The sequence below is a fragment of the Rhodococcus sp. IEGM 1302 genome (genome assembly GCF_030056935.1).
GTDB lineage: Bacteria > Actinomycetota > Actinomycetes > Mycobacteriales > Mycobacteriaceae > Rhodococcus_F > Rhodococcus_F qingshengii.
Window position 1 is genome coordinate 68,784 of sequence record NZ_JASHKY010000007.1, and the last position, 18,111, is coordinate 86,894.

Genomic DNA, 18,111 nt, shown 5'->3' on the forward strand with positions numbered 1-18,111 from the left:
ATCCGAAACCCCGTCGGTCGCGACACATCCAGTTTTCGGGCGGGAACGCACGGACTTGCAAACATGCGTCACCGCGCCGAACTGCTGGGCGGTTCACTCGACGCACTTCCGGTCGACGGAGAATGGACGGTATGCGCACAGCTACCGGTCCCCGCGCCGAACGGAACGGATCAGTGATCACCGTCGCCCTGGTCGACGACCACGCCGCGATCCGGTCCGGACTCGCGATGATCCTGCGGCAGCACGACGACATCGATGTCGTTGCAGAAGCCGGTGACGGAGCGTCGGCGATCACCGTCACCCGCACGCATCAACCCGACGTCGTACTCATGGACGTCCGGATGCCAGGCACCGACGGCATCGAGGCGACGCGTCAGATCATCGGGACGACCCGCAGCCGGGTTCTGGTGTTGACCACCTTCGACCTCGACGAATACGTCTTCGCGGCCCTGCGCGCCGGTGCTTCGGGATTCCTGCTCAAGACTGCGACCGCGGACGAGCTGACCAGCGCTATCCGCAACGTCGCGGCCGGAGATGCAGTGCTCGCTCCGCGTGCGGCGCGTGCACTGCTCGGCGAGTTCGTGCAGCGCGCACCCAAACCCACCGAACCGCTGGGATTGAGCGAGCTCACCGACCGTGAACGCGAGGTCCTCGCGCTGTTGGGGACGGGTATGTCCAACGCCGAACTGTCGCGTGAACTCGGAGTCGGTGCTCCGACGGTGAAGTCGCACGTGTCGCGAGTTCTGTCGAAGTTGCACCTCACCTCACGCGTCCAGGCGGCGATCCTTGCCCGCGAACTGGAGCTGTAGGTTCGGCCGAGGCTGACTACTCCAGTTATCCGCGAACCAGATCGACGAACATCTCGTGCACTCGACGGTCCCCGGTAACCTCGGGATGGAAAGAAGTGGCGATCACCGAGCCCTGCCGAACCGCGACGATCCGGCCCGCGGCCTCCCCCGCGGCGGCGGGAACCTGCGCAAGGACCTCAACGCCCGGCCCAACTCGCTCCACCCACGGCGCGCGGATGAAGACAGCGCGAATGGGATCACCGATGATGCCCTCGAACTCCAGGTCGGACTCGAAAGAATCGACCTGCCGACCGAAAGCGTTGCGGCGCACCGTCATGTCGATGGCGCCGAGATGCTCGGCGTCCGGCCGGGTGTCTAGTACCTCGCTGGCGAGCAGAATCATGCCCGCACACGATCCGTAGGCCGGCAGCCCCCCGCGAAGACGCTCACGAAGCGGATCCAACAGTTCGAACACCTGCAGAAGCCGGCTCATGGTGGTGGATTCGCCACCGGGGATCACGATGCCGTCGACCTTGTCGAGTTCCTCCGGGCGCCGGATACCCACCGCATCCGCTCCCGAATCATCGAGTGCGGCAAGGTGTTCGCGAACATCACCTTGGAGGGCGAGTACACCGATCAACGGACGCGTCATCACACAGTTCCTGTCTTGTTCTCACGGCTGTTCTTGCTCTCATGGCTGTCGGGTTCGCGTTCGAGACGCGTCAAACCCTCCTGAACCACCGCTGCCACCATGTTGCCATCGCGATCGTAGATACGCCCCTGAGTGAGCGCGCGACCAAAACCTGCCGACGGCGACGTCTGGTCGTAGAGCAACCACTCGTCGGCCCGGAACGGACGCAGGAACCACATCGCGTGATCGAGCGAAGCAGTCTGCGTCTTCACGCCGCGGTGCGGGACTTTGGAAGTTCCGAGCAGGGTCATGTCACTGAGGTACGCGAGGGTGCAGATGTGCAGCAGCGGACGATCCGGCAGAGCCTCGCGGTAGCGCATCCACACGCGTTGTTGCGCGGCGAGATCCGGCGCTGACGCGCTCTGCTCAGCGGGCACAATTCTGATGTCCCAGTTCTTCCACTCCTGATAGAACTGCGATTCAGCCAACTTCGGAACGGTCTGCGCATCCGGCAAGTCCTCCGGCGCCGGAACGGAGGGCATCCGGTCCTGGTGCTCGATACCTTCGTCGTCGACGTGGAACGAGGCCGACATCGTGAAGATCGTCTTGCCGTCCTGAACTGCATTCACCCGGCGGGTGCAGAACGAGCGCCCGTCGCGGATGCGGTCCACCAGGTAGACCGTCGGAATCTTCGGATTGCCCGGGCGCAGGAAATATCCGTGCAACGAGTGCACGTGGTAGCTCTCGTCAACGGTGCTCACGGCAGAAACCAACGACTGCCCGGCAACCTGCCCGCCGAACGTCCGTTGAAGTGCGGTGGGATGGACCGCACCACGGAAGATGTCCTTCTCCAGGTGTTCGAGCGCGAGGATCTCCTCGATACCAACCATGAGTCCTCCGAAAACATAGACCGCCGCACTGGGCGCGATGACGGTTCACAATATCGCCTCGGCGAGCGGGCACGGCACCATGGTGGGCGTGAGTACATTCATCCCGTCCAGTCCCCTCGCCTTGGCCGAGCAGATTGCAACGCTTAGCGGATCGTTTCCGTCGGTGGCGGTAGTAGCGATCGACGGACCTGATTGTGCACAGCCGTCTCGGCTCGCGGAACTGGTCGGCACCGCCGTCGAGTCGCGCAACAGGCCGAGTGCTGTTGTGTCACTGCACGACTACGTGCGGCCGGCTTCGCTGCGATACGAGTTCGGCCACGAGGATGCGCTGAGTTACCGCACTATCTGGTTCGACTATCCGGCACTCGATCGTGAAGTGATCACCGCAGCCCGCACAAAACGGGCGTTCTTGCCGAAACTCTGGGACGAACCCACCGATCGATCGGCTCGGTCGACCCGTATCCCCGTCCATGAGCGCGCGGTCATCGTGATCGCCGGTCCGATGTTGCTCGGGCGCGGGCTGGAGTTCGACGTCAGCGTCCGCCTGGACATGAGCGAACCTGCCATGCGGCGGCACACACCGGAGGCAGATCTGTGGACCGTCGAGGCACTCCTCGAACACCGATCAGAAGTGTCCGAGGAGGTCGATTTCGAGGTCAGATACGACCATCCGGCCCGGCCTGCGGTGCGGTCTCGCCAGTGAAGGTCTCACTGCGATTGATCTCACGTCGGCCGACCTCACTTCGGGCGATACAGCCTGGTCAGACCCTCCTGGACGACTGCAGCAACCATATTTCCTCGGCTGTCGAAGATTCGTCCCTGCGTCAGTGCGCGACCGAAGCCCGCTGACGGCGACGTCTGGTCGTACAACAGCCACTCGTCGGCGCGGAACGGCCGCAGGAACCACATGGCGTGATCGAGCGAAGCGCTTTGCATGGCGACGTCCATGTGGGGGCCGCGAGAAGATCCGAGCAGCGTCATGTCGCTCATGTAGGCAAGCGTGCACACGTGAAATACCGGGTCGTCCGGGAGTGCCTCGCGGGAACGGAACCACACTTGCTGCTGCGCGGCAGCGCCCGGACGTTTGTCGATGTCGGCCTTCGGCACCATTCGAAGGTCCCAATCGGACCACTCACGCGCCAGCCACGCAGTCTCGGGATCCTCCGAATCCTGGGCGATGGCCAAGGTCTCGGGGTCAGGAACGGGTGGCATCTCGTCCTGGTGCTCGATGCCTTCGTCTTGGACGTGGAAGGACGCCGACATCGTGAAAATGGCTTGCCCGTCTTGAATTCCGGTGACCAAGCGGGTCGCGAACGATCGACCGTCCCGAACACGATCAACCAGAAAAACCGTGGGCTCCATCGGATTTCCCGGACGCAGGAAATATCCGTGCAACGAATGAACCGAGTAGGCCGGATCGACCGTGCGTACCGCCGACACCAATGCCTGTCCGGCGACCTGGCCGCCGAAAGTGCGGGTCAGGGTGGTCTCCGCGATGATTCCTCGAAAGATGTCCCGCTCGAGGCGTTCCAACTCCAGAATTTCTTCGATCCTCGCCATCGATGCTCCACATCTTCCCGTGTACCGACGTCTACCGACCTTCACACAATGCCTGACGCACCCCCGGCCACCAAAGTGGGCATCCGAAAACACTGAGCGACGGGGCGCATCGACTCAGAATGGCGGTGGATCGTCTCCGCCGTCGAAGGTCCTCCTCCGGGCCTTCTTCTTCATTCGGAGGTGCATTCGTAACCGCTGCCGCCGGCGTTCCCCCCACACACGAGCGGCCTTGTTCTCCAGACGTGTGCGCCGACGCCGACCACCCTCGGGCAGCACAGGCTCGAGCATTCCCGCCAGCAGACCTGACGGCCTGGTTCGGTAGCAATGTCCGGTCGGCGAGGTCAGCATGACACTCCGGTCCGGGTTCGAGATATGCAACCACTGACCGGAATGCTTGAGGCGGTGATGGTTTCGACAATACGCACTCAGATTCGACGCCACGGTCTTTCCACCACAAGTGGGATCGCGATGATCAAAGGGCTCAGTGTGATCAAGATCTGAATTCCATGCAGCGACATCGCAGTGCAACCACTGGCAGCTTCCTGCGATCACCCGCACCCAGGTGTCGAGGACAGCGCCGGGGCGGTAGACCGACGCCGAAGGAACAACGGGCGGAGGTACTGGCTCGCCCTCACCGGAAGACTCGAGCGCGGCATCGGCTGGTACCTTCACCTTCCGAATCAGCGCACCCGCGGCGATGTCACGCGCATGCTCTGCACTGATCACTCCATAACCGTCGAGGTGAGCGGGTTCGTCTGCACCTGGTGCGTCACCGCCCTGAAGCGTTGATTCCAGCATGACCACGTGAACCAACGGCCGACGCACCACCACAATCCCGCTTCGATCTTGTGGGCACTCGTCCCGGCCGCAATCGCACGGCAGAATCGTCGACCCGGATACCAACGCTCCCAATGCGTCAGCTCGTCGTTGCTCGTACCTACGGGAATCGTGTCGACACACCGACATTGCCAACTCCCGCAACCGACGGTCGAAAGCCCGTGCTTCCTCCGCCGGAATACTCCCCAATATCCGCGCCATTCCGTCCTCGGCAGCGCTCACACCCACGAACCGATCAGCCAGGGCGCGGCGTCGACGTTCGCGTATCCCCTCGGGATCCACCACGGCGACGATCCGGTCGATAGCCGCTGTCAATCGGCGACCCGTCAAGCCGGTACCGCCAGGCATCGGTGGCGCCGAGATCTTCTCGAGGAGTTGCCGTTCCACCTCGTCGATCAAATCGTCGGCTACGTTGGCCGTAGCGGAGTCGATCAATCCGACTCGATACAGATCCAGTTCTCCGCGCGCCATGGCGGCACGCGTGCGATGGAGGCGAGTCTTGAGAGAAAAGCCGAGACCGATCAACTTTCCCGCTGCGGCACGGCCCATGGTCAATGCCGCGCCGAGCTCGGCCTCAGCCAGTTCGTGAGCGGTAGACGACCAAGCACCGTTATCAGTGTGGTCAGCGCTGCGACGCTCGAAAAACTCGGCAATGGCAGCCAGTTTCCGTTCCACGAGCATCGATTCGCGCGCATGCAGATCGGCGATGAGATCGATGAGGGCGCAGTCGGATTCAGCACCGGACAGCTGCGCTGCGGTACCCGAACTTCCTACTCCGTCATCGAACATTCCTCAACATTATTCGAATATACGTTCGATATCCATGATTTCCAGGAATCAGTCCGAACAATCCTGATTGACCGAAAATTGTTGCGGAGCAACCTTTGCGGCCACTCGTGTTCCGGCAACGGATTCCCCTACTGAACCAGGGCGTTGATAATGCGGGCAGCTTCGGCCGGGTAGATAGGGCGGTCGGACCCACCACTCAATACCCAGTGGACTGGACTACCTTCGTCTAGGACTCGGAGTTGCACGTCGAGCGGAACGCATCGATGTCAGCCGAGTCGACTCCAAAGACATGGACAATCTCATGCCCAGGTCGCCCCTCGAACTCGAAGATGTTCTCTACGACCTCGAGCAACTCGACGCTTCCCAACGTGACGCCGAGTTCCTCCGCGAACTCGCGCCGCAGCGCTGCCTCGGCCGTCTCACCGAACTCGATACCGCCACCGATCAATCGATGAAAGTTCTCCCCCGTGACAGAGTCCGTGCCGTCGAGTATGAGTATGTGACCGGAACGGACAGGTATCCCCAGTGAGATGTTACGAATTGACGACATACGACACAGTTTAGGTGGCCAACTCGAACACCATTTTGAATCCGACGACGGCGAATATCACCAAAAGTGATGGGGTGGGCGCAAATACGACTTGGACTTGCCGAGACTCCCGATGACAGACTCGAACACCATTCCCGGACAAAAGAACCCATTGAGGAACCGATGAACGACGCAAGTACCTGGACCGCACGACTCGCCGCACTCGACCTGACGCTCCCGCCTGTTGCCACCCCCGCAGGCTCATACCTCCCCGCCGTTCAGACGGGGTCATACGTCTACACGTCGGGGCAATTGCCGCTCGTCGACGGCACTACGACGTGCATCGGCAAGTTGGGCGAGGGCGTCTCCGTCGAAGACGCCGCCCAGGCGGCGCGGTTGTGCACTCTCAACGGACTCGCGGCAGTCGATGCCTTAGTCGGGCTCGATCGCATCGTTCGGGTCGTCAAGGTCGTTGGATTTGTTGCTTCCGGATCCGGATTTTCGCAGCAACCCCAGGTGATCAACGGTGCGTCCGACCTGCTGGCCGAGATCTTCGGTTCGGCTGGACAACACGCCCGCTCTGCGATCGGCGTCGCCGAACTACCCCGAAACAGTGCCGTCGAGGTCGAGTTCGTGTTCGAGGTATCGGACAGCATCTGATCGGTCTGCCACACCCCGAAGGGGCGGCGGTTGCCAACGCAACCGCCGCCCCTTCGTCTGTGAGGACTTTCAGGCACTGAGCCCAGTCGTCGAACCTGCTGTCACCAACCGCGCTCTGCGAGGCGGTGTCCGACGGGCAGGTCGTCGACGTTGATACCGACCATTGCCTCGCCGAGTCCGCGCGAGACCTTGGCGAGCACGTCCGGGTCGTCGTAGAACGTGGTGGCCTTGACGATGGCCTCGGCGCGCTGCTTCGGGTTGCCGGACTTGAAGATGCCCGATCCGACGAACACGCCCTCGGCGCCGAGCTGCATCATCATCGCAGCGTCTGCCGGGGTGGCGATGCCGCCGGCGGTGAACATGGTGACAGGCAGCTTGCCGGCCTTGGCGACCTCGACGACCAGTTCGTACGGGGCCTGCAGTTCCTTGGCGGCTACGTACAGTTCGTCCTCGCTCAGCGAGGTCAACCGGCGGATCTCGCCGCGGATGGTGCGCATATGGGTGGTGGCGTTGGAGACGTCTCCGGTGCCTGCTTCACCCTTCGAGCGGATCATGGCCGCGCCTTCGTTGATGCGACGGAGCGCTTCGCCGAGGTTGGTGGCGCCACAGACGAAGGGAGCGGTGAACTTCCACTTGTCGATGTGGTTGGCGTAGTCGGCCGGGGTCAGGACCTCGGACTCGTCGATGTAGTCGACGCCGAGGCTCTGCAGGATCTGCGCTTCGACGAAGTGACCGATGCGTGCCTTGGCCATGACGGGGATGCTGACGGTGGAGATGATGCTGTCGATCATGTCCGGGTCGCTCATGCGCGAGACGCCGCCCTGTGCGCGAATGTCTGCGGGGACCCGCTCGAGTGCCATGACGGCGACGGCGCCTGCGTCTTCGGCGATCTTGGCCTGCTCAGCGGTGACCACGTCCATGATCACACCGCCCTTGAGCATTTCAGCCATGCCGCGCTTGACGCGGGCGGTGCCGATGGCGGTGGTGGGGGCAGAGTCGGGGGTGCTCACAGCAAACTCCTGCAGTAGTGGCGTGACGAAAGAAACGAGGCACGGCGAACACACGAGTTCATTCGCTCGGAGGCCTCTGGCCAGAACTCTAGGACTAACCGGCCTTCGATTCCGTATCCAATTTGCCATTGCTGGCCTTAAACTGCCCGCGAGCACTGAACGACCGAACGATCAGCGGATGGAACGCACTTCCGGATCCTCGGTACCGTCCGCGATCGTCGCCGCTTCCACCAGGAGGTTTGCCAGATCCAACGGGTAGACCGGCTCACCGGACTTGGCCAATTGGCGGATCTCGTCGGCGCTGCACCAGCGATGGCCGGTGATGGCACGCTGCTCCAATTCCGTGTGGCCTTGGAAGACCGGCTCGAAGCCGTGAGTGCGCGTAGCGAAGAACAGCTCTTCCGAACGGATCAGCTCACCGTCGAACGGGAAGATCGCCACCCGACGCCAGAGCGGACCTCGCAGATTCTCCGGATCCACGACGAATCCGGTCTCCTCCTCGATCTCACGAACGGCAGCCGCTCGCAGATGTTCGCCGCGTTCGAGCCCGCCGCCGACGGTGAACCAGAAGTAAGTGTTCGGGATCTTGGGATCGTGCCCGCGCAACAGCAGCACCCGATCTTCCTCGTCCAGCATCACCACGCGGGCAGAGGTCCGTGACGTATCCACGGTGATGCCCTCGGGCACCGCCGCCGCGGTCGTGCGCTCCGATATCTCGAAGTACTGAGGTAGCGGTGCCGTTCCCCCGAGGTGCAGCCAGCGAACAAGTCGACGCGTACGCAACGCGAGAGTGTCGCGCACCGCGTCGTTGTGGAACCGCCGAGCGATCAGGACCCTCGCCTCGGCATCGGCCAACTCGGCCACCAGTTGAGGTCGCAGCGACGTCGTGCCGTAGGCAGCGAGAGCATTGGACAGCCGGTTCTCGGCAAGCTCGCGATCCTGACGATCCGCACGTTCGGCGGCGTCCGCCAAGGTGACGAATCTGCGGGCGTCGTCGGCGCTCATGTCCACAGCCGCCGCGCGGACAACCGCGGCACGACGGGACAGAGCCGCATCGAGCGCCAACCACGACTGATCCGAACGCACATGCAGTCGATCGAGTCGGTTCGCCGTCCCGTACGCCCACAGTCCGACGACCAGGACGACGGCAGCGACGAGCCCGAGAATGAAGATTGTCAGAGCGGAGAAGGTCATGAACCCACCACGCGTACGCCGGTGCCGCCAACCGTGACGGTCTCGTAGACACGCAGGATCTGTTCGGCCACCACCGGCCAGTCGTATTCGGCAACAACACTTGTCGCGGTGTTGACCAGCGCGCGTCGTCGATCCGGGTCACCGAGAACGGAATCGATTGCCTCGGCCAAGGCATCGGAGTTCCCGATGGGGACCAGCAAGCCGGCCTGACCGTCGCGAAGAACACGGCGAAAAGCGTCCAACTCACTGGCCACGACGGCAGTGCCAGCCGCCATGGCCTCGACCAGCACGATCCCGAAGCTCTCACCGCCGAGATTGGGCGCGCAGTAGACGTCCGCACTGCGAAGCGCCGACGCTTTCTCCTCGTCACTGACCTGCCCGAGCAGGCGGAGATGCTTGAAGTACTTGCCCGCCTCTTTGCGGAGTTTCTCCTCGTCGCCGCGTCCGACCACGATCACTTCGAGATCCGGGTGACGCTCGACCAACTCCGGCAGTGCGCCGAGGAGGACGGCCATCCCCTTGCGCGGTTCGTCGTAGCGACCGAGGAACAGAATGGTTCCACCTTCGCGCGGGTAGCCGGGCAACAGATCGGCCTCGGCAAACGCTGCGACATCGACGCCGTTGGGGATCTCGACCGCGTCGGATCCGAGAGACTCGACCTGCCAACGACGCGCCAACTCCGAGACTGCGATCCGGCCGCTGATCTTCTCGAGATACGGAGCCAAGACACCCTGAAACGTGCTCAGCACCAACGACTTCGTGGTCGACGTGTGGAAGGTGGCGACGATCGGGCCTTCCGCGATGCGCAACGCGAGCATGGACAGACTCGGCGCATTGGGTTCGTGGATATGTAGAACGTCGAAGTCACCTTCCGCGATGAACTTGCGGAGGCGGTTGTTCGCCGTCGGGCCGAAAGACAACCGCGCAACAGAACCGTTGTAGGGAATCGCGACGGCTTTACCTGCGGAAACCACAAAATCCGGCAACTCGTCGTCATCGGACGACGGCGCAAGCACACTCACTTTGTGACCACGTTCGATCAGCACCTCGGCCAGATCCACCACGTGCGCCTGGACGCCGCCGGGGACGTCGAAGGAGTACGGGCAGATCATGCCGATTTTCATTCACCCTCCATGCGGGCGAGCCGCGATTCGGAAAGGTCCGAGCGCCACAGCGGTTGAAGCATGTGCCAGTCAGCGGGGTGCGCTGCGATGTTGACCGCGAAACGGTCGGCAAGTGCCTGCGTGGCCGGGCCGACTCCGCCGGATACGTCGATCGGCGGGTCGATCTTGAAACCCCAACCGTCGGGAGTGAACCAGCAGTGGACCGGAAGTAGCGGCGCGCCGGTGTCGATCGCGAGCTTCGCCGGGCCGGCGGGCATGCGAGTGGGTTCTCCGAAGAAGGTGACGGGCACACCCTTCTTCGCCAGATCGCGCTCCCCCAGCAAGCACACGATCTTGTTCTCGCGCAGATGCTTGGACAGTTCGACGAACGGAGGATGCTCCCCGCCGCTGAGCGGAAAGATCTCGAAACCGAGACTCTCGCGGTATTCGACAAACCGTTCGTACAGGGATTCGGGCTTGAGCCGCTCGGCAACGGAGGTCAACCCACCCCATTGCTGAACACACCACACGCCGGCCATGTCCCAATTACCGCTGTGGGGCAGCGCCAATACCGCGCCATGACCTGCTGCCATTGCTTTTTCCAGATGTTCCTGGCCCTCGACCAGCGCATGCAACGCCTTACCTGTCGCGACCAGGTCCATCGACGGTAGACGGAATGCCTCACGCCAGTACCGGGCGTACGAGCGCATAGAATCCTTGATCAACTGATCCGGAACTTCCTCCGGCGTCGTGCCCAGAACTCTCGCGAGGTTCTTCCTGAGTTGTTCGGGTCCGCCCTTGCGTACCGCGAAATCCGCTCCGGCGTCGAACAGCTTGACCGCCACCGATTCCGGCAGGCTTCGCACCAGACGCCAACCCGCGGCGTATCCCAGGTCGGTTGCACGCTCGGCAAAGCTCATTTCTCTGCCTCGCCGTCCGTGTCCGGCGCACCTTCGACCGTCGATGCGGCCGGGGCGATCGGCAGAAGTTCCCGAGCGCCAGGGGAATTGCGCACCGCGAGCACTCGCTGGAAGACCGTCACGATGCTTCCGGCGGCAAGTACCCACATCGCGATGTGGATTGCCCACGGAAGACCCATACCCGTCAGGCCGGATCCGACCAACACGATGATCAGTCGGTCCGGGCGCTCGATCCACCCGCCGTCCGCAGTCAGCCCGCTCGCCTCCGCACGCGCCTTCGCGTACGAGATGACCTGCGAGGTGACGAGGCAGATGAGCGTCGCGACGAGCAGCCACTTGCTGTTCTCGTGGTAGACCGCCCACCAGGCCAGGCCGGCAAAAATCGCGCCGTCGGCTACGCGGTCGCAGGTCGCGTCCAGTACGGCCCCGTACCGCGTTCCGCCGCCGCGAGCACGAGCCATTGCGCCGTCGAGCATGTCGAACATGACGAAGAACCAGATGAACATGGTTCCCCAGAACAGATGTCCGGACGGAAACAGCGTCACCGCACCGGCGACGCTTGCCACCGTGCCGATCACCGTCACCGAGTCCGGCGTCAGACCGGTCTTGACCAGCGCCTTCCCCATAGGTGCCGTCACCTTGGACACCGATGCGCGCCCGAAGAAGCTCAACACCGCAGGAACCCTCCCCGTCGTGAGTTCCGGTTCGGAACTCGTTGCAGCAATGCATCCTGCCATGAAGCCGGATGCGTCAACCTATTGTTGCCAGGCACCGGCGAGTAGTCCCCTGGTCTCCCGCAGCAATTGCGGCATCACCTTTACCCCACCGAGCACGGTGATGAAGTTGGCGTCGCCGCCCCAACGTGGCACTACGTGTTGGTGAAGGTGCTCGGACAGCGAACCGCCCGCAGCGGCACCGAGATTCAGGCCGACGTTGAATCCGTGAGGATTCGACACGCTCTTGATCACCCGCAACGCCTGCTGGGTGAACGCCATCAACTCGGCGCTCTCCTCCGGCGTCAGGTCTTCGAGTGCCGCAACCTTGCGGTACGGAACCACCATCAGGTGCCCCGGGTTGTACGGATACAGGTTCAGAACCGCATAGACATGCTCACCGCGGGCAACGATGAGCCCTTCTTCGTCCGACATCTTCGGAATGTCGATGAACGGTTCACCTGTCGTGCCCGGGGTGTTGGGCGCCTCGGTGATGTACGACATCCGATGCGGCGACCAAATGCGCTGCAAATGGTCAGGGTCACCGACGCCGTGGTCGATCAGCGAACCCGGACCGTCGTCACCGGGGGCGCTCACTGCGCCACGCTTGGCTGCACCAGTTCGGCTGTCGGCGAGGCGTTCTCGCGGCGGCCGATCCACTCGGTGATGATCCGGACGGCGTCGTCGACGGGAATGCCGTTAATCTGGGTGCCGTCGCGGAAACGGAAGCTGACCGCGCCGGCCTCCACGTCACGCTCGCCCGCGAGGAGCATGAACGGGACCTTTTGCGTGGTGTGGTTACGGATCTTCTTCTGCATACGGTCGTCACTGAAGTCGACCTCGGCGCGAACACCGGCTGCCTTGAGCTTCTTCGTGACGTCGAACAGGTGATCGGCGAAGGCCTCGGCCACCGGGATTCCGACGACCTGCACCGGCGCCAGCCACGCCGGGAACGCGCCCGCGTAGTGCTCGGTCAGGACACCGAAGAACCGCTCGATCGAGCCGAACAGCGCGCGGTGGATCATGACCGGACGAGTCTTGACGCCGTCGTTGCCGGTGTATTCGAGCTCGAACCGCTCGGGCAGGTTGAAGTCGAGCTGGATGGTCGACATCTGCCAGGTGCGGCCGAGTGCGTCCTTGACCTGAACGGAGATCTTGGGACCGTAGAACGCGGCTCCGCCCGGATCCGGCACCAGAGTCAGGCCGGAAGCTTCGCCGACCTCGGCGAGCGTTGCGGTCGCCTCTTCCCAGACGTCGTCGCTACCGACGAACTTGTCCGGGTTCTTGGTGGACAGTTCGAGGTAGAAGTCGTCGAGGCCGTAGTCCTTGAGCAGGTTCAGAACGAACTGCAGGGTGGTGGTCAGCTCGTCGCGCATCTGCTCACGGGTGCAGTAGATGTGAGCGTCGTCCTGGGTCATGCCGCGCACGCGGGTCAGGCCGTGGATGACGCCGGACTTCTCGTAGCGGTAGACCGAGCCGAATTCGAAGAGCCGCAACGGCAATTCACGGTACGAGCGTCCGCGAGCACGGAAGATCAGGTTGTGCATCGGGCAGTTCATCGGCTTGAGGTAGTAGTCCTGGCCCGGCTTGCGCACGGTGCCGTCCTCGTTCAGTTCCTCGTCGACGTGCATCGCCGGGAACATGCCGTCGCGGTACCAGTCGAGGTGACCGGAAACCTCGTACAGATGCCCCTTGGTGATGTGCGGAGTGTTGACGAACTCGTAGCCCGCCTCGATGTGGCGGCTGCGCGAGTAGTTCTCCATCTCGGTGCGGATGATGCCGCCCTTGGGATGGAACACCGGCAGACCCGAACCGAGCTCGTCGGGGAAGCTGAAGAGGTCCAGTTCGGTACCGAGCTTGCGGTGATCACGACGCTCGGCCTCGGCGAGCAGTTCGAGGTATTCGTCCTGAGCCTCGGTGGACTCCCACGCGGTGCCGTAGACACGCTGAAGATCGGCGTTGTCCTGGTTGCCACGCCAGTAGGCGGCGGAGCTTCGGGTCAACTTGAAGGCCGGGATGTGCTTGGTGGTCGGAATGTGCGGGCCGCGGCACAGATCGGACCAGATCTTGTCGCCGGTACGAGGATCGAGATTGTCGTAGATGGTCAGCTCGTTGCCGCCCACCTCCATGATCTCGGGATCGTCGATACCGGACTTGTCGTCGATCAATTCGAGCTTGAAGGGCTCGTCGGCCAACTCGACCCGAGCGTCCTCGATCGAATCGACGACTCGACGCGAAAAGCGCTGTGATCCCTTGATGATCTGCTTCATACGCTTTTCGAGCTTGGCCAGATCCTCCGGAGTGAACGGGCGGTCCACCGCGAAGTCGTAGTAGAAGCCGTCCTTGATCGGCGGACCGATGCCGAGCTTCGCGTCGGGGAATTCTTTCTGAACCGCCTGCGCGAGGACGTGGGCCGCGGAGTGCCGGATGACGCTGCGGCCGTCCTCGGTGGATGCTGCCACCGGCTCGACGTCGACATCGACCTCAGGTGTCCACGACAGATCCTTGAGCGTTCCCTCGCCATCGCGGACAACGACGATCACGTCGGGCCCCTTCGTGGGGTATCCGGCTTCGCGCACTACAGTCCCGGCGGTCGTCCCCGCGGGCACCCGAAGTGGGGCGGCTGAGTGCTCTGGCGCGGGACTGGTCACGGCGATGTGCTCCTAAAGGTATTGCGACAAGTTAGACAGGCGTCGTACCCACTGCGAGCACGCGCACGATCATGTTATCGGCCCTACCGACATGGTGAGACAACCGAGTGAAGGAAACCGGGCCGCGTTCAACTCACAGCGGCGACTCGAGCCACGAGTAGTCCAGGCCCACCCATGTCCCGATCAGGCCGAAAGTGCCGAGCACCCACAAAGTCGCCAGGACGATCACTGTGGTGAACAGAACGCCCAACCCTTTGACGAACAGCGACTGCTTGCCGAACCATTCCATGAACCGGTCGTATCGAGCCTTCGCGAAATGAAGGAGTCGATGTGCCCACGCGAACTCCGACGCCAGGATGCCGAGGCCGGCGAAAACGATGAGCCAACCGGGCCCGGGGTACGGAATAGCCACGATGCCGGCGGCGAACACGATCGTGCCCACGACTCCGACGCCGATGCGGTACGCAAGATTGAGGGTGGGCCGCGCGGCGATTCCCGCGCGCCACCGCTCCCAGCGGGACTCTGCGTCCTGGAAGACGGACAGGTCTGAATCGTCGACGGAAGAATCGACCTTTTCGGTACTCAAAGCAGTCACCTTTTCGGTCGCGAAATGTCTCTTCGACCAGGCTACCGAAATCGTCGCCCGGCGACCTGCGACGACGGTCTGCATCCCGAAATAACCGTGCCCTCGAACAGCTGTGCTCTCAAACGACTGAAGGCGTCCCCGATGATCGGGAACGCCTTCAGTGTTTTTCTGTGGTCCCGGCTGGGATCGAACCAGCGACCTTCCGCGTGTGAAGCGGACGCTCTCCCACTGAGCCACGGGACCGTAAGTCATACGAACGCATGCGCTCGAACGAGTTGGAACATTAACACGGCTGCGCGATGAATACGAATCACCAGGTTGGCATTCGTTTTGCTCCAGGCCGCTCCGAAATCTACGAATTCGAACTGATTTCAGACCGTATTCATCGCCAAGACGGACAGTTGCAACGCGCGCGACGGGCCGATTCGACTCCGAACACGCCACTGAGCTGGTGATTTGTGTGTATCCGACACGGTCGGCTAATGTTTCCAACGCACCGAGGAGAGCGAGCAGCTCCCCAAGCAACACGGTGCGATGCGGACGTGGCGCAGCTGGTAGCGCACAACCTTGCCAAGGTTGGGGTCGCGGGTTCGAATCCCGTCGTCCGCTCGAGAGGTGTGACTCAACCTTTTACGGTGGAGTGGCCGAGTGGTGAGGCAACGGCCTGCAAAGCCGTGCACACGGGTTCGATTCCCGTCTCCACCTCGCGCGATTAGCTCAGCGGGAGAGCGCTTCCCTGACACGGAAGAGGTCACTGGTTCAATCCCAGTATCGCGCACCACGTCAGGCCCTAGGGCCTGATGGTCAAGACCTGCTTGCAGGTCTGATAAGTTAGAAAAGTACTGAGTTCCGGTAACGGAGTTCATTGCTCATGCGGACGTGGCGCAGCTGGTAGCGCACAACCTTGCCAAGGTTGGGGTCGCGGGTTCGAATCCCGTCGTCCGCTCCATTTTTCTCCAGAACCCGCGCGATTAGCTCAGCGGGAGAGCGCTTCCCTGACACGGAAGAGGTCACTGGTTCAATCCCAGTATCGCGCACCATTTGAGAATGCAAGAAGCCGGAACCTCAGGGTTCCGGCTTTTTGCGTTCGAGCGCCGAACACACGGGCCGCAGTACTGACGCAAGCCCCCTCGGGAATCCACGTCAGTACTGCGGTTGATGTAGCTGATCAGATTGTTGTAACTGCTCAGTGAGAGAAGCGGTTCGCTGCCGAAGTCATCGCGCGCAGCGAGGACTCCGTCGACGACTCCGCAATACCCATCGCCCAGCTCCGACGGCCGTCGCACTCGGTGAAGATGAACGTCGCAGTGCGGTGGCCGATCTGGTGCTGATGGAAAGACAGGATCTCGAGCGAGATTCCCGCGTCGTGCAGCATCGACGTCATGGCCGAGATCGCGCCGGTCGAGGTGGCGGACGCTTTCTGGATACGCTCCCCCAGACCGAGAGTCGCTTCGAAGGTCCAACGACCCGGCGCAATCTTCTCGGAGGACCACGCACCCAGACGGATCGGGCCGCTCATAGCCGCATACGTGGACTCGAACTCGGTCCACGACATCGCTGAGCATTCGGCACGCAAGCCGGCGGGCAGAGATTTGCCGTGACGCGCCGCGAAGGGATCAGCAGCAGAAGAAGAATCAGAAGCGAAAGCGAAGTTGTAAGTCATGATCGTGGTCTTCCTGGAATGAAGTGGAGGACCAACTGGTAGCAAGACGACCCGCAGCGAGGGGTCGGTCCGATTCAGACCCCGCTACGGCGGCTTACTACGAGAATTCGCTTCATGAGAGACGAGGCTAGGCGGCCCGGTTCGAGAATGCAACCCAGACCGCCTCCGCACAGGTCAGACCTGAGCCGCTTTGTGCTCGGCGATGAGGGCGCGATACCACTCGAACGAGGTCTTCGGAGTGCGCTTCTGGGTGTCGAAATCGACGTGCACCAGGCCGAATCGCTCTTTGTATCCCGCAGCCCATTCGAAGTTGTCGAGAAGTGACCACACAAAATAACCGCGGACGTCGACACCGTCGTCCATTGCCGATCGGAGGGCGCGAAGGTGCGCATCGTGGTAGTCGATTCGTGCTTCGTCGTCGACGACGCCTGCGGCATCCGGGGCGTCGTGGAATGAACATCCGCTTTCGGTGATGTAGATCGGCGGCAGTGCGTCACCGAAGCGGGCGTGGAACGTCCGCAAGATCTCGCCCAGCCCCTCGGGAACGATCGGCCAACCGAAATCGGTTGTGGGATAACCGGTAATCGCGACAGGGGCAAAGGGCAGGCCCGGGGGCAGGTCGACTTCGAGCACACCTTCGGTCCCCTGGCCTTCCACCGGAGCAGCAATCATCGTCGGCTCGTAGTAGTTGATCCCGTACCAGTCGAGCGGCGCCCCGATGATTTTCAAGTCCTCGTCGACAGGACCGCTGAGCAGCTGAGCGAATTCGTCGGCCGGGTACTTCCCGACCAGAACCGGGTCGGCGAACATCCAATTGACGACGTGGTCGTAGATGTCGGCAGCCATCACGTCTTCCGGCGAATCCGAAGCGGCACGCACCGGAGCATGGTTCGAGGCGATTCCGATGTTCGTGCATCCGGTTGCCCGAAGCGCTTCGACAGCGAGTCCATGCCCGAGCAGCTGGTGATGTGCGGCTTGGAAAGCCTCGAACCCCAAGGCCAGTCCGGGGGCGTGAACTCCGAGGGCATGCCCGTAAAGCGTGTGCACAACTGGTTCGTTGAGCGGCATCCACATTCCGACCCGATCCGACAGCCGCTCGCCGACGACCTGCGCATACTCCCCCAGCCGATACGAGGTGTCGCGGTTCATCCAGCCGCCCTGCTCCTGCAAGGCAAGGGGCAGATCCCAGTGAAAGAGCGTGACAGCGGCAGTAATTCCCGCCGAACACAGTCGGTCGATCAGGCGGTCGTAGAAGTCGAGCCCCTTCGTATTCACTGCCCCCGATCCGGTGGGCAGAATGCGCGACCACGACAGAGACAGCCGATAAGCGTCGAGCCCGAGCTGATTCATCAGCTCGATGTCCGACTCCCAGCGGTGATAATGATCGGCAGCGACCGTCCCGGTGTCGCCCCCGACGACAACACCGGGACGGTCACAGAACTCGTCCCAGATCGACGGTCCGCGACCGTCTTCGGCCACTGCTCCTTCGATTTGATAGGCCGCAGTGGCGGTTCCCCAGACGAAGGAAGTCGGAAATTCTGGTGTCGGCTGCCGAGTCATGTCGGTCAGTTAATCAAAGAACCGTGC

At 62.6% G+C, this 18,111-nt stretch carries 18 protein-coding genes and 6 tRNA genes; 8 read left to right on the plus strand and 16 right to left on the minus strand.

Annotation, left to right across the window (positions count from 1 at the left end; genetic code table 11):
• Positions 1 to 131: 131 nt before the first annotated feature.
• Entirely contained in the window at positions 132 to 809 is a 678-nt protein-coding gene (locus tag QM609_RS13660) for a response regulator (protein WP_050656604.1), read from the plus strand.
• Between the two features lie 25 nt (positions 810 to 834).
• Here the strand turns inward: QM609_RS13660 and pdxT are convergent, their stop codons facing one another.
• Positions 835 to 1,440 carry a pyridoxal 5'-phosphate synthase glutaminase subunit PdxT gene (gene pdxT / locus QM609_RS13665; protein ID WP_047269319.1) on the minus strand — a complete coding sequence of 202 codons (606 nt, stop codon included), beginning with the start codon at positions 1,438 to 1,440 and terminating at the stop codon, positions 835 to 837.
• On the minus strand, positions 1,440 to 2,309 hold the full coding sequence (tesB, locus tag QM609_RS13670; protein WP_007732935.1) for an acyl-CoA thioesterase II: 870 nt from the start codon (positions 2,307 to 2,309) through the stop codon (positions 1,440 to 1,442). The genes pdxT and tesB overlap by 1 nt, the downstream gene beginning before the upstream one ends.
• Positions 2,310 to 2,388: 79 nt before the next feature.
• Between tesB and QM609_RS13675 the strand changes: the two genes are divergently transcribed.
• Positions 2,389 to 3,012, plus strand: coding sequence for a nucleoside/nucleotide kinase family protein (locus QM609_RS13675; RefSeq protein WP_003943324.1), 624 nt, complete (start codon positions 2,389 to 2,391; stop codon positions 3,010 to 3,012).
• A 35-nt stretch (positions 3,013 to 3,047) separates the two neighbouring features.
• On the opposite strand, the gene QM609_RS13680 is transcribed toward QM609_RS13675, so the two are convergent.
• The 3 genes from QM609_RS13680 to QM609_RS13690 all read right to left on the minus strand — a co-directional run bounded on the left by QM609_RS13680 (position 3,048) and on the right by QM609_RS13690 (position 6,045).
• Entirely contained in the window at positions 3,048 to 3,869 is an 822-nt protein-coding gene (locus QM609_RS13680) for an acyl-CoA thioesterase (RefSeq protein ID WP_003943337.1), read from the minus strand.
• A 114-nt stretch (positions 3,870 to 3,983) separates the two neighbouring features.
• Positions 3,984 to 5,495: an HNH endonuclease signature motif containing protein gene (locus tag QM609_RS13685; protein ID WP_050656605.1), complete on the minus strand. Its 1,512-nt coding sequence runs from the start codon at positions 5,493 to 5,495 to the stop codon at positions 3,984 to 3,986.
• Positions 5,496 to 5,721: 226 nt separating this feature from the next.
• Positions 5,722 to 6,045: an NUDIX domain-containing protein gene (locus QM609_RS13690; protein ID WP_050656606.1), complete on the minus strand. Its 324-nt coding sequence runs from the start codon at positions 6,043 to 6,045 to the stop codon at positions 5,722 to 5,724.
• A gap of 162 nt (positions 6,046 to 6,207) precedes the next feature.
• Here QM609_RS13690 and QM609_RS13695 point away from each other — a divergent pair, with 162 nt between their 5' ends.
• Positions 6,208 to 6,684 carry a RidA family protein gene (locus QM609_RS13695; protein ID WP_050656607.1) on the plus strand — a complete coding sequence of 159 codons (477 nt, stop codon included), beginning with the start codon at positions 6,208 to 6,210 and terminating at the stop codon, positions 6,682 to 6,684.
• Between the two features lie 101 nt (positions 6,685 to 6,785).
• Here the strand turns inward: QM609_RS13695 and pdxS are convergent, their stop codons facing one another.
• From pdxS to QM609_RS13740, 9 genes are all read right to left on the minus strand, one after another.
• Complete coding sequence (gene pdxS, locus QM609_RS13700; RefSeq protein WP_003943338.1) at positions 6,786 to 7,694, minus strand: pyridoxal 5'-phosphate synthase lyase subunit PdxS; 909 nt, start codon at positions 7,692 to 7,694, stop codon at positions 6,786 to 6,788.
• Between the two features lie 171 nt (positions 7,695 to 7,865).
• Positions 7,866 to 8,888, minus strand: coding sequence for an NUDIX hydrolase (locus QM609_RS13705; RefSeq protein ID WP_050656608.1), 1,023 nt, complete (start codon positions 8,886 to 8,888; stop codon positions 7,866 to 7,868).
• Entirely contained in the window at positions 8,885 to 10,012 is a 1,128-nt protein-coding gene (locus QM609_RS13710) for a glycosyltransferase family 4 protein (protein ID WP_003943332.1), read from the minus strand. The genes QM609_RS13705 and QM609_RS13710 overlap by 4 nt, the downstream gene beginning before the upstream one ends.
• Positions 10,009 to 10,911, minus strand: coding sequence for a phosphatidylinositol mannoside acyltransferase (locus QM609_RS13715; protein WP_042919909.1), 903 nt, complete (start codon positions 10,909 to 10,911; stop codon positions 10,009 to 10,011). Before QM609_RS13715 ends, QM609_RS13710 begins: the two co-directional genes overlap by 4 nt.
• The gene (gene pgsA / locus QM609_RS13720) at positions 10,908 to 11,585 is read right to left on the minus strand and encodes a phosphatidylinositol phosphate synthase (protein ID WP_007732918.1); all 678 of its coding nucleotides are present in this window, start codon (positions 11,583 to 11,585) and stop codon (positions 10,908 to 10,910) included. Before pgsA ends, QM609_RS13715 begins: the two co-directional genes overlap by 4 nt.
• Positions 11,586 to 11,666: 81 nt before the next feature.
• Positions 11,667 to 12,221, minus strand: a complete 555-nt coding sequence (locus QM609_RS13725; protein ID WP_003943307.1) for an ATP adenylyltransferase — start codon at positions 12,219 to 12,221, stop codon at positions 11,667 to 11,669.
• A complete protein-coding gene (gene thrS / locus QM609_RS13730) occupies positions 12,218 to 14,275 on the minus strand; it encodes a threonine--tRNA ligase (RefSeq protein ID WP_050656609.1) in 2,058 nt (685 codons plus the stop codon). The genes QM609_RS13725 and thrS overlap by 4 nt, the downstream gene beginning before the upstream one ends.
• A 133-nt stretch (positions 14,276 to 14,408) precedes the next feature.
• Positions 14,409 to 14,861, minus strand: a complete 453-nt coding sequence (locus QM609_RS13735) for a TIGR02611 family protein (RefSeq protein WP_030536868.1) — start codon at positions 14,859 to 14,861, stop codon at positions 14,409 to 14,411.
• A 171-nt stretch (positions 14,862 to 15,032) separates the two neighbouring features.
• Positions 15,033 to 15,104 (minus strand) — tRNA-Val (locus QM609_RS13740).
• A 293-nt stretch (positions 15,105 to 15,397) separates the two neighbouring features.
• Between QM609_RS13740 and QM609_RS13745 the strand changes: the two genes are divergently transcribed.
• The 5 genes from QM609_RS13745 (at position 15,398) to QM609_RS13765 (ending at position 15,901) form a co-directional block, all read left to right on the plus strand.
• Positions 15,398 to 15,470 (plus strand) — tRNA-Gly (locus QM609_RS13745).
• Between the two features lie 25 nt (positions 15,471 to 15,495).
• Positions 15,496 to 15,566, plus strand: a tRNA-Cys gene (locus tag QM609_RS13750).
• 1 nt (position 15,567) lies between these two features.
• Positions 15,568 to 15,642, plus strand: a tRNA-Val gene (locus QM609_RS13755).
• A gap of 92 nt (positions 15,643 to 15,734) precedes the next feature.
• Positions 15,735 to 15,810: transfer RNA gene (locus QM609_RS13760), tRNA-Gly, on the plus strand.
• Positions 15,811 to 15,826: 16 nt separating this feature from the next.
• A tRNA-Val gene (locus QM609_RS13765) sits at positions 15,827 to 15,901 on the plus strand.
• Positions 15,902 to 16,047: 146 nt separating this feature from the next.
• Here the strand turns inward: QM609_RS13765 and QM609_RS13770 are convergent.
• Together QM609_RS13770 and QM609_RS13775 are read right to left on the minus strand one after the other, a co-directional pair.
• Positions 16,048 to 16,524, minus strand: a complete 477-nt coding sequence (locus QM609_RS13770; protein WP_003942597.1) for an alpha-isopropylmalate synthase regulatory domain-containing protein — start codon at positions 16,522 to 16,524, stop codon at positions 16,048 to 16,050.
• A gap of 174 nt (positions 16,525 to 16,698) precedes the next feature.
• Positions 16,699 to 18,084 carry a GH1 family beta-glucosidase gene (locus QM609_RS13775; protein ID WP_050656610.1) on the minus strand — a complete coding sequence of 462 codons (1,386 nt, stop codon included), beginning with the start codon at positions 18,082 to 18,084 and terminating at the stop codon, positions 16,699 to 16,701.
• Between the last annotated feature and the right edge of the window lie 27 nt (positions 18,085 to 18,111).

Excerpts from the sequence above, each read along its gene's own strand:
- QM609_RS13660 (WP_050656604.1), top strand. The coding sequence starts at position 132 with ATGCGCACAGCTACCGGTCCCCGCGCCGAACGGAACGGATCAGTGATC.
- pdxT (WP_047269319.1), bottom strand. The coding sequence starts at position 1,440 with ATGACGCGTCCGTTGATCGGTGTACTCGCCCTCCAAGGTGATGTTCGC.
- tesB (WP_007732935.1), bottom strand. The coding sequence starts at position 2,309 with ATGGTTGGTATCGAGGAGATCCTCGCGCTCGAACACCTGGAGAAGGAC.
- QM609_RS13675 (WP_003943324.1), top strand. The coding sequence starts at position 2,389 with ATGGTGGGCGTGAGTACATTCATCCCGTCCAGTCCCCTCGCCTTGGCC.
- QM609_RS13680 (WP_003943337.1), bottom strand. The coding sequence starts at position 3,869 with ATGGCGAGGATCGAAGAAATTCTGGAGTTGGAACGCCTCGAGCGGGAC.
- QM609_RS13685 (WP_050656605.1), bottom strand. The coding sequence starts at position 5,495 with ATGTTCGATGACGGAGTAGGAAGTTCGGGTACCGCAGCGCAGCTGTCC.
- QM609_RS13690 (WP_050656606.1), bottom strand. The coding sequence starts at position 6,045 with ATGTCGTCAATTCGTAACATCTCACTGGGGATACCTGTCCGTTCCGGT.
- QM609_RS13695 (WP_050656607.1), top strand. The coding sequence starts at position 6,208 with ATGAACGACGCAAGTACCTGGACCGCACGACTCGCCGCACTCGACCTG.
- QM609_RS13705 (WP_050656608.1), bottom strand. The coding sequence starts at position 8,888 with ATGACCTTCTCCGCTCTGACAATCTTCATTCTCGGGCTCGTCGCTGCC.
- QM609_RS13710 (WP_003943332.1), bottom strand. The coding sequence starts at position 10,012 with ATGAAAATCGGCATGATCTGCCCGTACTCCTTCGACGTCCCCGGCGGC.
- QM609_RS13715 (WP_042919909.1), bottom strand. The coding sequence starts at position 10,911 with ATGAGCTTTGCCGAGCGTGCAACCGACCTGGGATACGCCGCGGGTTGG.
- QM609_RS13770 (WP_003942597.1), bottom strand. The coding sequence starts at position 16,524 with ATGACTTACAACTTCGCTTTCGCTTCTGATTCTTCTTCTGCTGCTGAT.
- QM609_RS13775 (WP_050656610.1), bottom strand. The coding sequence starts at position 18,084 with ATGACTCGGCAGCCGACACCAGAATTTCCGACTTCCTTCGTCTGGGGA.